Annotated in this window: 10 protein-coding genes; 6 read left to right on the forward strand and 4 right to left on the reverse strand. The window is 66.6% G+C overall.

Annotation, left to right across the window (positions count from 1 at the left end):
- Positions 1-51: 51 nt before the first annotated feature.
- From NF699_15120 to NF699_15145, 6 genes are all read left to right on the forward strand, one after another.
- A complete protein-coding gene (locus NF699_15120) occupies positions 52-3,072 on the forward strand; it encodes a TonB-dependent receptor (protein ID USU04359.1) in 3,021 nt (1,006 codons plus the stop codon).
- A 153-nt stretch (positions 3,073-3,225) separates the two neighbouring features.
- Positions 3,226-3,942: a SapC family protein gene (locus NF699_15125; GenBank protein ID USU04360.1), complete on the forward strand. Its 717-nt coding sequence runs from the start codon at positions 3,226-3,228 to the stop codon at positions 3,940-3,942.
- Positions 3,943-3,967: 25 nt separating this feature from the next.
- Positions 3,968-4,966, forward strand: coding sequence for a cupin-like domain-containing protein (locus NF699_15130; protein USU04361.1), 999 nt, complete (start codon positions 3,968-3,970; stop codon positions 4,964-4,966).
- Positions 4,963-6,453, forward strand: coding sequence for a tryptophan 7-halogenase (locus tag NF699_15135; GenBank protein ID USU04362.1), 1,491 nt, complete (start codon positions 4,963-4,965; stop codon positions 6,451-6,453). Before NF699_15130 ends, NF699_15135 begins: the two co-directional genes overlap by 4 nt.
- Positions 6,454-6,456: 3 nt before the next feature.
- The gene (locus NF699_15140; GenBank protein ID USU04363.1) at positions 6,457-7,521 is read left to right on the forward strand and encodes a LacI family transcriptional regulator; all 1,065 of its coding nucleotides are present in this window, start codon (positions 6,457-6,459) and stop codon (positions 7,519-7,521) included.
- Between the two features lie 117 nt (positions 7,522-7,638).
- Positions 7,639-8,943: a dicarboxylate/amino acid:cation symporter gene (locus NF699_15145; protein USU04364.1), complete on the forward strand. Its 1,305-nt coding sequence runs from the start codon at positions 7,639-7,641 to the stop codon at positions 8,941-8,943.
- Between the two features lie 18 nt (positions 8,944-8,961).
- Here NF699_15145 and NF699_15150 read toward each other — a convergent pair whose 3' ends face one another.
- From NF699_15150 to NF699_15165, 4 genes are all read right to left on the reverse strand, one after another.
- Positions 8,962-10,248, reverse strand: a complete 1,287-nt coding sequence (locus NF699_15150; GenBank protein USU04365.1) for an MFS transporter — start codon at positions 10,246-10,248, stop codon at positions 8,962-8,964.
- Positions 10,249-10,250: 2 nt separating this feature from the next.
- Positions 10,251-11,462 (reverse strand): D-galactonate dehydratase family protein, encoded by a 1,212-nt coding sequence (locus NF699_15155; protein ID USU04366.1) that lies wholly within the window; start codon positions 11,460-11,462, stop codon positions 10,251-10,253.
- 73 nt (positions 11,463-11,535) lie between these two features.
- Positions 11,536-14,295 (reverse strand): glycosyl hydrolase 115 family protein, encoded by a 2,760-nt coding sequence (locus NF699_15160; protein ID USU04367.1) that lies wholly within the window; start codon positions 14,293-14,295, stop codon positions 11,536-11,538.
- Positions 14,295-14,435 carry a hypothetical protein gene (locus NF699_15165; protein USU04368.1) on the reverse strand — a complete coding sequence of 47 codons (141 nt, stop codon included), beginning with the start codon at positions 14,433-14,435 and terminating at the stop codon, positions 14,295-14,297. The genes NF699_15160 and NF699_15165 overlap by 1 nt, the downstream gene beginning before the upstream one ends.
- Positions 14,436-14,453 lie beyond the last annotated feature (18 nt).

The following is a 14,453-nucleotide window of genomic DNA, read 5'->3' on the forward strand; positions in this document are numbered from 1 at the left end:
CGTTCACAGGAGCAGGCACGAGCTATGCGTGCCGCAAAGGGAGGATACAGGATGCGTGGCTTCACGGCTCGCTCGCTTTCGCGTTTGATCATCGGCACCTCGGTCGTCGCCCTCGCCGGCGTACCCGCTGCCGCTTTGGCACAGGACGCTGCCGCAACGGTCGGCAACACCGGTCCTTCGGAAATCGCTCCGCAGCCTGCCCAGGCCGCCACCGATCCGGCGGAATCGGATGACATCGTCGTCACCGGCATCCGCGCCTCGCTGCGTGCCTCCGCCGACATCAAGCGCGACGCGCAGGGTATCGTCGATGCGATCTCGGCCGAGGACATCGGCAAGTTCCCCGACACCAACCTCGCTGAATCGCTCCAGCGCATCACCGGCGTGTCGATCGACCGGTCCAACGGCGAAGGCTCGTTCGTCACCGTCCGCGGCCTCGGGCCGGAATACAACCTGGTAGTGCTCAACGGTCGCCAGCTGCCGACCTCAGTCATCGGCGACGGCAACGGCGCGCCGGGTTCGCGCGCGTTCGACTTCGCCAATCTGGCATCGGAAGGCATCGCGGCGCTGGAGGTCTACAAGTCCGGTCGTGCCTCGGTGCCGTCGGGCGGCATTGGCGCGACGATCAATATCCGCACGCCGCGCCCGCTCGACAAGGTCGGCACGCGCGGCTCGATCGCGGCACGCGGCGTGATCGACACCTCGCAGAACGGCAAGAACGACATCACGCCGGAAGTGTCCGGCATCTTCTCGACCACCTTCGCCGACGATCGTATCGGCATCCTGGTGAACGGCGTATACCAGAAGCGGCGTGCCTCGGTGAACCAGGCGAACGTCGGCTGGCGCGACGGTTATCTGGGGTCGGAGAACAATTGGGGTTCGCTGGCGCAGCCGGGCGATCCGCGCGCGCGGAACATCACCAATCGGCCCGATCCGACCGACGTCTACGAAGTGCCGCAGAACGCGTCTTACGACGTCAACAACATCAGCCGCGAACGCATCAACGGCCAGCTGGTGTTACAGGCGAAGCCGACCGACGCGCTGACCGCGACCGTAGACTACACCTATTCGCGCAACGAGGTGAAGACGCGCAACGCCAACGTCGGCATCTGGTTCAACCACAACGACACGTCGTCCGCATGGACCGATGGCCCTGTCGCCGGCCCGCTGTTCTACACCGAGCGGTTCACCGCGGCGGAAGCCAAGGATCTGTCCTATTCCAGCGCGCTGACCGCCTATCGCACCGAGAACAAGTCGCTCGGCGGCAACTTGACGTGGGAGGCGCCGGGCGGCGTCACGATCACGCTTGATGCGCATCATTCGACCGCGGAATCGAAGCCGACCAACAAATACGGCAACAGCAACTCGCTCGGCGCCGCCGTGTTCGGTGTCGCCAACCAGACGATCAATTTCGAGAACGACCTGCCGGTCATCTCGTACCAGATGCAGCCGGGGATCGACCCGCTCAACGCGGCGCTGATCGTGCCGACGGGCAATGCGTTCCGCAATGCCTACTTCCGCGACCGGATCAATCAGGTCCAGTTGAAGGGCCATTACGATCACGACGGCAGCTTCCTCGACTCGCTCGACTGGGGCTTCACCTTCACCGACAACAAGGTGCGCTCGGCCTATGGCGTGCTCCAGAACGATACCTGGGGCGGCACCGGCGGTGACAGCGCAGCGCAGCGTGCGGCGGCGGCGGCGCTGCTGCCCGACGATATCTTCAAGGCGATCGATATCCCCGGCAAGTTCAAGGGCGTCAGCGGCGTCGGCAGCGCGGATATCGCCAAGACGTTCTACGGCTACAGCTTCGAACAGGTCGTCGGTCTGCTCGACCAGACGTACAAGATCTGCGGCGGGGACGGGAATTGCCTGACTCCCTACACCACCGATCGCCGTATCCGTGAAAAGACGGTGGCGCCGTATCTGCAGATCAACAACACGTTCGATCTGTTCGACAATCCGGCACACCTGATCGCCGGCCTGCGCTACGAGAACACGACGGTGAAATCGTCGGCGCTGGTGCCGATCCCGACCGGCACGCGCCAGAATTCGCAGAACGAATTCAACATCGTCTATTCGGGCAACAGCGACTTCACGACCTTCTCGGGCAGCTATGACGAATGGTTGCCGTCGGTCGACTTCGACGTCCAGCCGATCCGCAACGTCAAGCTGCGCGCATCGTACAGCCACACCATCACGCGCGCCGATTACGGTTCGCTGCAGGGCGGTCTGACGCTCGACCAGCTGTTCCGCGTCGGCGGCGGCACGGGCGCGCAGGGCAACCCTAATCTTGTGCCCTACAAGTCCAAGAACATCGATCTGTCGGCGGAATGGTATTACACCCCCGAAAGCTACATGTCGGTCGGCTATTTCCGCAAGAACGTCTCGAACTACATCGGCAGCACGCAGGTCAACGGCCCGGCATTCGGCCTGACCAATCCGGCGAACGGTCCGCGGTACCGGGCGGCGCTGGCGGCACTGGGTGCGGGGGCGACCTTCGCGCAGATCCGCGACTATATCGGCGCGAACTTTCCGGGCAGCGTCGTCAACGGCACCATCCTCGGTCGAGCCGACGATGCCCCGGTCAATTTCGTGATCTCGACACCGTTCAACAGCGACGAGACCGCGACGATCAACGGCTTCGAATTCGCGATCCAGCACAGCTTCTGGAACACCGGGTTCGGTACGCAGCTGAACTACACGCTCGTCAACGGCAACCGCGACTATAACAATGCGCTGCCTGCCAGCGTGTCGCAATTCGCGGTCAACGGCCTGTCCGACAGCGCCAATGCCAGCGCCTATTACGACAAGAACGGTATCCAGGCGCGCGTGTCGTACAACTGGCGCGCCGAATTCCTCGCCGGGGGCGGCATCAACCCATTCTACACCGAGGATTACGGGCAAGTCGATGCGAGTGCCAGTGTCGAGGTGGTGCCGGGCCTGACCGTCTTTGCCGAGGCGATCAACCTGCTGGGTGCTGACCGCCGCGGTCATCGCCGGTCGGATCGCAACGTGACGTTCGTGGTGAAGCAGGACGCGCGGTATTCGGGCGGCGTCCGGTTCAGCTTCTGATTCCGTCCGCCGCGGCGGACGAAAGGAGCCATGGTTTCCGAACGCATGGCGCTTTTCGTCTTGCCGCGGCGGTGACAAGGGATAGGTCTGCCCGCGCGGCATGGCCGTGTCCGCGTGGGACAGGCGGGCCAACGACGACTGGATAGGAACGACATGCCGGACCACGCCATTCTGACCGCTGCGATGCACGGCGAGACGCGTGTCCGGCACGATCGCGGCGCCGCCTTCGGCGATGCGATCATGAGCTGCCTGATCGTTCCCGACGAATTCCGACGCGTGCAGAGCGATTACCTGATCCTGTTCCGCCGCAATATCGAAGATGGCTCGACCGTCGCCCTCGCGTTGTTCGGGTTCGAGAATGGCGAGAACCTGTATCTTTCCGCCGACGGCTGGAACGCGCGCTATATTCCGCTGGCGATCGAGATCCAGCCGCTGCTGATCGGCGGCTCGCCATCGGGCGGCGAAGGCGCGCAGGTGCATATCGACATGGCCAGCCCGCGGATCGGCACGAGCGAGGGATCGCGACTGTTCGAAGACGATGGCGCCCCCTCCGCCTTCCTCGAAGACCGGATCGAAAAACTGGGCGCGCTCGATACGGGCTACCGGGGCAGCGCCGCGTTCTTCGCCGCGCTCGATCGGCACGACCTGCTCGAACCGCTGATGCTCGAAGTGCCACTGGACGACGGGTCGATCAACAACCTCGTCGGCTTTCACGTCATCGACGAGGATCGGCTGCGCGGGCTCGATGCCAGCGCGCTGGACGACCTGCATCGGGGCGGGCATCTGATGCCGATCTTCATGGCGCTGGCATCGCAGGGCAATCTGCCGGGGCTGATCGCGCGCAAGAACCAGATGCTGGGCAGTGACTGACCGGAACACCGATATTTTCGCAGGCTTGCCCCACGTTCCCGAACGCGTGGTGGCGGATGCCGCGGATCTCGATGCGGCGCTGCGGACCGCCGACCGCCCGTTCGTCGTCCGCGGGCTGGCCGCCGACTGGCCGCTGGTGCAGGCCGGGCGGCGATCCGCAGCGGAGGCGCGCCGCTACCTCCTCGATCACCGCCGCGATGTGCCGTTCACCGTCTCCGTGGGCGCGAGCGGCAGCGACGGCCGACTATTCTACGACGAGGCGATGGCGATGAACTTCGCCACCTTCAAGACGAAGCTGGACGAGGTGTTCGCGCATATCGACGCGAGCGAGCAGAGCGGCGACCCCCGGCCGATCTATCTCGCCTCGATCGATATGCAGGGCTATTTCTACGGGCTGCAAGAGGCGAACCATATCGATCTCGGCGACCGCGCGCCGCTCGCCAGCATCTGGATGGGCACGCGGACGCGGATCGCCGCGCACAACGACGTGCCCGATAACCTCGCCTGCGTCGCGGTCGGCCGGCGGCGCTTCACGCTCTTCCCGCGCGAACAGTTCCGCAACCTGTATCTGGGGCCGATCGACAACACGCCGGCTGGGCGTGCGGTGAGTATGGTTGATTTCCACGCGCCCGACTTCACCGCCCACCCGAAGTTCCACGATGCGCTGGCCCACGCGCAGGTCGCCGAACTGGAGGCGGGGGACGCACTCTATATTCCGGCGATGTGGTGGCATCACGTCGAGGGGCAGGCGACGTTCAACGTGCTGGTGAATTACTGGTGGCGGACGACGCCGCGCTGGCTGGGGCAACCGCAGGACGCGCTCAACCACGCGATCCTCGCGGTGCGCGACCTGCCGGAGGATCAGAAGAGGCATTGGCGCGAGATGTTCGACTATTACGTGTTCGACAATGATGCGGCAGCAGTCGCGCATATTCCCGAACAGGCGCGGAGCATCCTGTCGACGCTCACCGCCGAAAGCGCAGGCCGGCTGCGCGCCTTCCTGTTGCGGGCGCTCAGCCGATGAGCGGCGCGGCACCCGCCCGTCGCATCGTCATCGCCGGCGGCGGCACCGCCGGCTGGATGGCGGCCGCGGCGATCGCCCGGACGATGGGGCGCACCGTCGATCTGACGTTGGTGGAATCCGACGCGATCGGGACCGTCGGCGTGGGCGAATCGACCATTCCGCCGCTCGTCACCTACAACCGCCTGCTCGGCATCAACGAAGCCGATTTCATGCGGGCGACGCAGGCGACGTTCAAGCTCGGCATCATGTTCGACGGCTGGAAGACCGCGGGCGAGAGCTATTTCCATTCCTTCGGCCTGACCGGCAAGGATCATTGGTCGGCGGGGTTCCAGCACTTCTGGCTCCATGGCCGGGAGAAGGGGCATACCGAGCCCTACGACGATTATTGCCTCGAACTGCTGGCGGCGGCGGAAGGGCGGTTCGCGCACCTGCCCGACGAGGGCATGAACTATGCCTATCAGCTGGACTCCACGTTATACGGCCAGTTCCTGCGCAAGATGGCGGAAGCGGACGGGACGCGCCGGGTCGAGGGTCGGATCGCCCGCGTCGAGCTGCACGGCGAGAGCGGCGACATCGCAGCGCTGGTGCTCGATTCCGGCACGCGGATCGAGGGCGACCTGTTCCTCGACTGCACCGGCTTCCGCGCGTTGCTGATCGAACAGGCGCTGCACACCGGTTTCGACGACTGGACGCACTATCTGCCCTGCGACGCCGCGATCGCGGTGCAGACCGAGAATGCCGGGCCGCCGCCGCCCTTCACCCGCGCGATGGCGCACGATGCGGGCTGGCAGTGGCGTATCCCGTTGCAGCATCGCACCGGCAACGGCATCGTCTATTGCAGCCGCTACCTCGATCACGACGCGGCGCTGGAACGCCTGCTCGGCAATTTGACCGGCCCGGTGCTGACCCAGCCCAACAAATTGCGTTTCGTCACCGGCGCGCGGCGCAAGCAATGGCATCGCAATTGTATCGCCATCGGCCTGTCCGGCGGGTTCATGGAGCCGCTGGAATCGACCAGCATCCATCTGATCCAGCGCGCGATCCTGCGGTTGATCCGGATGATGCCGGCGGGTCCGGTGTCGCCGCGCGACATCGCCGAATTCAACGACCAGCAGCATCAGGACATGCTGCAGATCCGCGACTTCCTGATCCTGCATTACAAGGTAACCGAACGCCGCGACAGCCCGTTCTGGCGGCAATGCGCGGCGATGGAGATCCCGGACACGCTGGCGCAGAAGATCGAGCTGTTCCGCGACACGGGCCGCGTCTTTCGCCGCAACGAGGAACTGTTCGCCGAAAACAGCTGGGTGCAGGTGATGATGGGGCAGGGAATCATGCCGCAGAGCTGGCACCCGATCGCCGGCAAGCTGCGCGACGACGAGCTGGCGACGTTGTTGCAGACGCTGCGCGACACGGCGCGGCGAACGGTGGCGAGGCTGCCCGGACACGGCGCCTATGTCGCGCGCTATTGCGGCGCGTCGCGCTAGCCGATGGTCGTATCGAAACGGCGGCAGTCGGTCACCATCAAGCACGTCGCCGCCGATGCGGGCGTGTCGTTGCAGACGGTCAGCCGCGTCGTCAACAAGGCGCCGAACGTCCGGCCGGAAATGGCGCTCCGGGTACAGGAATCGATCGATCGTCTGGGCTATGTGCCGTCGCTGGCGGCGCAGCGGATGGCCGGTGCGCATTCCTATTTCATTCTCGCACTCAACGACCGCGAACGCACGATCGCCGACTGGCGGCTGCGGCAGGGCACCGACTGGGTCGACCAGATGCTGTTGGGCGGCATGCTGACCTGCGCCGAGCACGGCTATCGCATGATCATCGAACTGGTCGACACGCATAGCGACCAGCTGGAACGCGAACTGCTCGCCGCGATCGCCGCCGTGCAGCCGGACGGCATCGTCCTGACCCCGCCGCATTCGGGCAATCGCCAGATCGTCGATCTGCTGGCGACGCAGGGGATCAGCTTCGCGCGGATCGGCTCGGTGCGGCCCGGCGGCGGCATCAAGCTGACGATGGACGACGAACGCGCGGCAAGGATCGCGACCGAACATCTGATCGAACTGGGGCATCGCCGGATCGGCTTCGTCGCCGGTCCCGCCGATTACGAGCTGAGCGGCTGGCGGATCGACGGCTGGCGTGCGGCGATGGAACGTGCGGGGCTGCGCACGGACGATCTGCTCGCCACCGGCGACTTCAGTCATGCATCGGGCCGGTCCGCCGCAGAACATCTGCTCGCGCTGAAGGACCGCGTGACGGCGCTGGTGGTGAGCAACGACCAGATGACGCTCGGCACATTGCTCGTCGCCGAAGAGCGCGGCCTGTGCGTGCCGGCGGACCTGTCGCTCATCAGCTTCGACGATACCCCGTCCATGCGGTACGCCAATCCGCCGGTGACGGCGATCGTCCAGCCGATCGCGGCCGTCACCGCCCGCGCGGTGCAGCTCATCATCGAACAGCGGCGCACCGGCGATGCTCCCGCCGCGCCGGTGGTGGTGCCTGCCGAACTCGTGTTGCGGAAGACCACTGGACCGGCGCCCGCGCCGCATTGATCGCGTCGCTCCCGGCGTCCGCAGGCCGGGGCCGACGCGTCATGCGAACTGCCGTCGCTCCGCTGCACGATCCGTGTCATGGTCCGGGCAGGGCCAACTGTTCGCGCTGGAGTTTGCATGAGCGAGACCGAGACCGACACGCCGGCCCCACCGCGGTTTCCGCTTCACTTCCAGATGCTCGCGGGCTTTGCCATCGGTCTTGTCGGCGGCCTCGTCGTCAACCTGACGGCGGGGGACGCGACATGGGTGAAGACGATTACTACCTATGTCACCGGCCCGGCGGGGCAGGTGTTCCTGCGCCTGCTGTTCATGCTGGTGATACCCCTGTTGTTCTCGGCTCTGGTTACCGGCGTCGCCGAAATGGGGGATATCGCCTCGCTCAAGCGGGTGGGGCTGCGCACGCTCGCATTCACGCTCGTCCTGTCCACGATCTCGGTGATCGTCGCGCTGGTGCTGGTCAACGTGATCCGGCCGGGCGGCGGGGTCGACCCCGCGCTGGCCCGGGCCATGCTGGCGCAGGCCGGCAACGGCGCCGGTGCGATCGTCGGGTCGAGCCGTAATCAGCCGGGCGGGGTCGAGGCCGTGCTCGGCATCATCCCGTCGAATGCCGTCAAGGCCGCGGCGGACGACGACATTCTCGCGCTGATGGTGTTCGCACTCGCGATCGGCATCGGGCTGGTGCTCGTCCGCACCGACAAGACGCATGTCTTCCAGAATGCGGTGGAAGGCTTGCTGGAGGTGGCCATGGCGTTGATCGGCCTCGTCATCCGGCTGGCCCCGATCGCCGTGGCCTGCTTCATGTTCAACCTCGCCGCGCTGTTTGGCTTCGACATCCTCATCCGGCTGAGCTGGTATGTGGCGACCGTGCTCGCCGCGATCACCTTCCAGCTGGTGATCGTCTATGGTGCCGGGGTGTGGTTCGCGGCGGGCATGAGTCCGCGAACCTTTTTCGGCGGCGCGCGCGAGGCGATGGTGATGGCGTTCTCGACCGCAAGTTCGAACGCCACTCTGCCCACGTCGCTGAGCATCGCCGAGACCGAACTCAAGCTGCCGCGCAAGATCGCACGCTTCGTGCTGACGATCGGCGCCACCGCCAACCAGAACGGCACGGCGATCTTCGAGGGCGTCACCGTGATCTTCCTCGCGCAATTCTTCGGTGTGGAGCTTTCGCTCGGCCAGCAGGGAATGGTGATGCTGGTGTGCATCCTGGGCGGAATCGGCACCGCCGGGGTTCCGGCAGGCTCGCTGCCGGTGATCGCGTTGATCCTCGGCATGGTCGGTGTGCCGCCGGCCGCGATCGGGATCGTGCTCGGCGTCGATCGTCTGCTGGATATGTGCCGCACGATGCTCAACGTCACCGGCGATCTCGCGATCGCGACCATGGTCAACGGGCGTGTGCGCAGCGGGGCGTCTACGGGGTAATCCGGCATCGCTTCCCCCTCACGCCAGCCGCTCCCGATCGACCGGCGTGTAGCGCGGGATCAGCAGATGAACGACCAGCAGGGCGGCGAAATAGGCGCAGCCCGCCACCGCGAATATCGGACCATAGCTGCCGACCCCGGCAAGGATCGTACCGGCGAACTTCGCCATCAGCATGCCGCCGATCGCTCCGGCAAGCCCGCCGAGACCGATGACCGATCCGCCCATCCCGCGTGGAAACAGATCGCCGGGAATGGCGTAGACGTTGGCGGAGAAACCCTGGTGACAGGCGCAGGCCATGCCGATCGCCACGACCGCCCACCACAGGCCGGGCGCCTGCGCGGCAAAGATGATCGGCAAGGCGAACACCGCGCATGCCGCCATTGCGGTCTTGCGCGCCCGGTTGGCGCTGGCACCGCGCGCCAGCAGACGCGACGATCCCCAGCCACCTGCGATCGATCCGACATCGGCCAGCACATAGACCGCGACGAGGGGCGGCCCGAAATCCAGCATTCGGACGCCATATTGGCGATTGAAGAAATCCGGCAGCCAGAACAGGAAGGTCCACCAGATCGGATCGATCATGAACCGCGCGAGCATATAGGCCCAGGTCTGCCTCAGCCGCAGCAGCGTCCGCCAGCGCACGGGCTGCGCCGCCGGGACCGGGTCGCTCTCGATCCACGCCAGTTCTTCCGGCGTCACACGGGGGTGCCGCCGTGGGCTGCGATAGAAGATCAGCCACGCCGCCAGCCACAGCGCGGTGAGCGCGCCCGTCGCCACGAACGCCATCCGCCAGCCGAAGGCGACGGCGATCGCCGGCACGATCAGCGGGGTCAGGATCGCGCCGACGTTGGACCCGGCGTTGAAGATGCCGATCGCCAGCGCGCGCTCGCGCTGCGGGAACCATTCGTTCGCCGCCGCCAGCGCCGCCGGAAACGCTCCCGCTTCGCCGATCGCCAGCGGCAGCCTTGCCCAGATCATTCCGCTCGCGCTGGTGAACAACACATGCGCGACATGCCCGATCGTCCAGATCGTCACCGCCACCGCATAACCAATTTTCGCACCGAACCGGTCGACGAACCGGCCGAACAGCACGTACGCAATGCCGTACGCCGCCTGGAATGCGATCGCCAGGTCGGCGTAGCCCTGTTCGCTCCACCGGTATCGCGCCTGCAGCTCGGGCTTGAGCGTCGGCAGCACCAGCCGATCGATGTAGCTCAGCGCGACTGCCGCGAACAGCAGCGCACAGACGATCCAGCGGGTACGACCGCGCGGCCTTGCGGCATCCCCGGCGGGCAGGGTCGTCATCCCTACCAGCTCCACATCGTGCCGTCCTGCAGACGGTTCACCGGCAGATAGGCGCGGCTATAGGGATATTCCCCAGCCAGTGCCTCGTCGATGTCCACGCCCAGACCCGGCGCATCGCCCGGATGCATGAGGCCGTCGGCGAAGCGATAGGCGTGCGGGAAGACGGCATCGGTCTCTGCGGTATGCGGCATGTGTTCCTGTATGCCGAAATTGGGCACCGACAGGCCGAAATGGAGCGCCGCCGCCATCGCGACCGGACTGAGGTCGGTCGCGCCGTGGCAGCCGGTGCGGATCTGGTACAGATCGGCCAGCGCCGCGATCCGGCGCAGGTGGGTGATGCCGCCTGCATGCACCACGGTCGCGCGGATGTAATCGATCAGCTGGTTCTCGATCAGCGCCTTGCAGTCCCAGATCGAATTGAACACCTCGCCGGCGGCGAGCGGGGTGGTGGTGTGGTGACGGACGAGACGGAAGGCGTCCTGATCCTCGGCCGGCGTGGGATCTTCCAGCCAGAAGGGGCGACAGGGTTCCAGATCGCGGCCCAGCCGCCCCGCCTCGATCGGGGTCAGGCGGTGGTGGATGTCGTGCAGCAGGTGGACGTCCCAGCCCAATTCCTCACGCGCGGCCCGGAACAGCTCCGGCACGATGCGCAGATATTGCGGCGTCGACCAGACGCTCTCGGTCGGCAACGCGCCATCGGCCGGCTCGTAGCGCTCGCCGGGCCTGGCGACGCCATAGGTCGACGGCAGTCCCGGGACGCCGCATTGCAGCCGTACCGCGCGATAGCCGTCGCCGATCGCGGTTTTGGCGGCGGCGATCGTGTCCCCGATCGTCACGCCGCTGGCATGGGCGTAGACGAGACAGCCGTCGCGCGATGCGCCGCCCAGCAACTGATAGACCGGCAGGCCGGCGATCTTGCCCTTGATGTCCCACAATGCGGTATCGACCGCGGCGATCGCGGTCATGGTCACGGGGCCGCGCCGCCAATAGGCACCCTTGTAGAGATACTGCCAGACATCCTCGATCCGGTGCGCGTCGCGGCCGATCAGGCACGGCACGGCATGTTCGGTCAGGTAGCTGACGACGGCCATCTCGCGGCCGTTGAGCGTCGCATCGCCGAGGCCGGTCGTGCCGTCGTCGCAGGTGATCTTCAGCGTGACGAAATTGCGGCCGGGTCCGGTGACGATGACGCTGGCGTCGGTGATGCGTGGCATCAGCGCGGCTCCGCCTTGACGCAGGGCGTGAACGAGACTGACGTCATACGGGACCATGTCCTCTCATCGGATTTCATCGGGTCAGCGGCGCGCCATAGGAGTCGGGTGCGCCATCCAGCCTGAGGTCGATGCGGTCGAGCAGGAAGCCGGGGTCGAGCGCATACAGGCGCAGTTGATGCCTGCCGGGCGCCAGCGTCGCGAGGCGCAGCGACCGGACCGCGCTGTTCGACAGGACGTTCCGTTTCCACTCCTCGCTCCGTCCGTGCGTTTCGTAGTCGAGCACCTGCAATGCCCCGTCGTCCACGCGCACGCCGATGCGCAGCCGGGTGTCCGACGTGAGCGGGTGCACCGGCAACCCGACGATCCGCAATTCGGCATCCGCTTCCGCACCGGTCGTGAAGCTGTAGCGCAGCGGCGTGCGGGTATCGTCGGGCCCGGCCGACGTCAGCGTCAGTCGCGTGCGCAACGCCGTGCCGCGGGATCCGAGACCGGGGACCTGCTCCCAGCCGCCGGGCACGGGTCCGTCCGCATCGGTCGGCGCGAGCGAGATGACGCGCTGGTAGGCGACCGGCGCACCCGCCGGAGCGGCGGGCATGAGGCGGGGCGTCAAGCGGTAGGTCTTGCCCTGACAGCGAACGGTCGCAGGTCCGATCGACCCCTTGCCGTCATAGCGGAACATCACCCTCCGCTCGAACCCGTTACCCGCCTCCAGCCGCCCCGAGGAGGCGTCCGCCACCAGCCCGGGGGCGGCGCCGATCGACCAGTCCGCCGGCTGACCGTTGCTCCGGATCGTCGCCGGGTGACTGGCCGCCATTCCGGTGACGAAGACGAGCTCGCTTGCGTCCACGACGCAGCCGGGCGCGGCGGGCAGGTCGATCTTCGGATAGGGCGGTTCGGCGAATACCGGCAGGCGCCGCGGCGCCATGTCCATGATATGCCGCCATTTGCCGTTGCTCTGCTCGTTATAGGCGCGGGTATCCGCGACGATCCCCGCATGCGCCGCGCGCGCCCGATCGGACAGGGCGTTGACGTTCGTCCGGCCCTGCCGGGCGTAGAGCGCGGCAAGATCGAGCGTCAGGTTGCGCGTGTTGAGGTTGGCCGCGGACCGGACCGGATAGAGGACGATCTGGAAGAAGGCGTCGCGCCGGTCGGCGGGTAGCCCCGCGCCAATCGCTTCCGCCCGTGCGACGAGGGCGGCGTAACGATCGATCCGCCGGTACGCTTCCTCGCCACCGCTGCGCGTGTAATCGCCGATTTGGATGGGGGTAACCGGTTCGACCTGGCTGAAGCCCATGAATTCCGGACGGCGCTCGAATGCCAGATCGTAATAATCGGTCATCACCCCGGCGATCGCGTCCGCCTGTGCGGCGCCGAACTGGTCGCGCGCCCAGCCGGCGAGATGCGCACGGGGGGTGTCGGTGAAGGCGCGGTGATCGAACGCGAGATCGAGGAAATATTGCGTCAAATATTCGGCTGGCTTGATATCCCCCACATTGACCACCCACAGCCGACGCGCGTCCGTCTGCCAGGCGCGGTCCAGCTGTTCGCGGATCAGCGCGGGATGGGTCGTCGCCAGCCAGAGATAATCGTGCGGACGGCCCCAGTACGAGATGTGGTAATAAACGCCCGACCCGCCGGACCGGGTGCGTTCCGCCATATTCGGCAGCTGGCTGACATAGCCGTAATTGTCCTCAGGCCAGACGATCGTCACGTCGTCCGGCACCTTCAGCCCGGTCGCATAGACGTCGAGGACTTCCTTGTAGAGCGTCAGGGCCTGAGGCACCTGTTCGGCCGGACGGCGCTGAGCCCTGGCCAGGATGTCGCGCTGCAACCGGATCGCGTCGGCCATCGCGCCGCGTGCGTCCGCGGGTGTGGCGGCACCCTCCATGCCGGAATCGTGCTTGCCGCGCAGGCCGATGGTATAGACGTTCTCGAAATCCTTCACGCCCTCCGCCCGGCGGCGCCAGTATTCGACCATCGCGTCGCGGTTGGAGAAAAAGTTGAATGCGCCGTCGGATGCGTCGTCCCATTCGCGCACATTGTTGCGCATCATCGGTTCGGCGTGCGATGTGCCGACTACGATATCGTGGGCGCGAGCGGCCTCGGCGTTGCCCGGCACCTGATAGAAGGGGCGGGTGCTGTCGTGCATCGCCGGCCAGATCAGATTGGCCTTCAGCCGCCATAGCAGCTCGAAGATACGGCTATAGGTCTTCGGCCCGATGTCGCCGACCGCGGGCTCGTGCGTCTTCGCCGCCCAGGGTTGCAGCCCCCAGTCCTCGTCGTTGAGGAAGATGCCGCGATAGCGGACCGACGGGGCGTTCGACAGACGGCGTGTGCCGTCTACCGCCAGCCGGGCAACCCGGCGCGGTGTCACGTCGGCCCACCATTCCCACGCCGATACGCCGATCTCGCGGGTCAGATCGGTCACGCCCCAGATCGCGCCGCGCCGGTCTGACCCGGCGATCAGCAGGTAGCGGCGCGAGCGCACGCTGCGCGATCGGGTTTCCAGTCGCAGATACCGTTCCCACTGGCCGGCCAGCGCATCCAGTGCGACCCCGCCGTCGTTGGCGACGGCGCGGACCAATGCGGTGTCCGCCGCGCCGACGACCACGCACAGGCGGCGGCATTGCGCCACGTCGGTCAGCACGCGCGGCGTGCGCCCGGTGACCCGGGTCAGATCGCGCGCCAGCATATCGCTGGCGAGCCGTGCGGATTCGTCGGCGGCATGGACGATGTCCGCGACCTCGCGGCCATCGAACAGCGTCGTGCCTTGTGCGCGAGCGGCGGCAGGCATGACGATCAGCGCCGAAGCCGCGAGGACGACCCATCGCATCACCGTGCCGCCCCAAATGCGGTGCGACGGATCGCCAGCGAATATGGCTCGACGCGGCGCCCGCCGAGCAGGAAAGGGCCGGTATCGGCGGGTGCGGCGGGGAAAGGGGCGCAGATCGCAAGCGTGGCGTTCCGGGCCATCGGGCAGTGTATCGGGCA

It is taken from the genome of Sphingomonadaceae bacterium OTU29LAMAA1, assembly GCA_024072375.1.
Lineage (GTDB): Bacteria > Pseudomonadota > Alphaproteobacteria > Sphingomonadales > Sphingomonadaceae > Sphingomonas.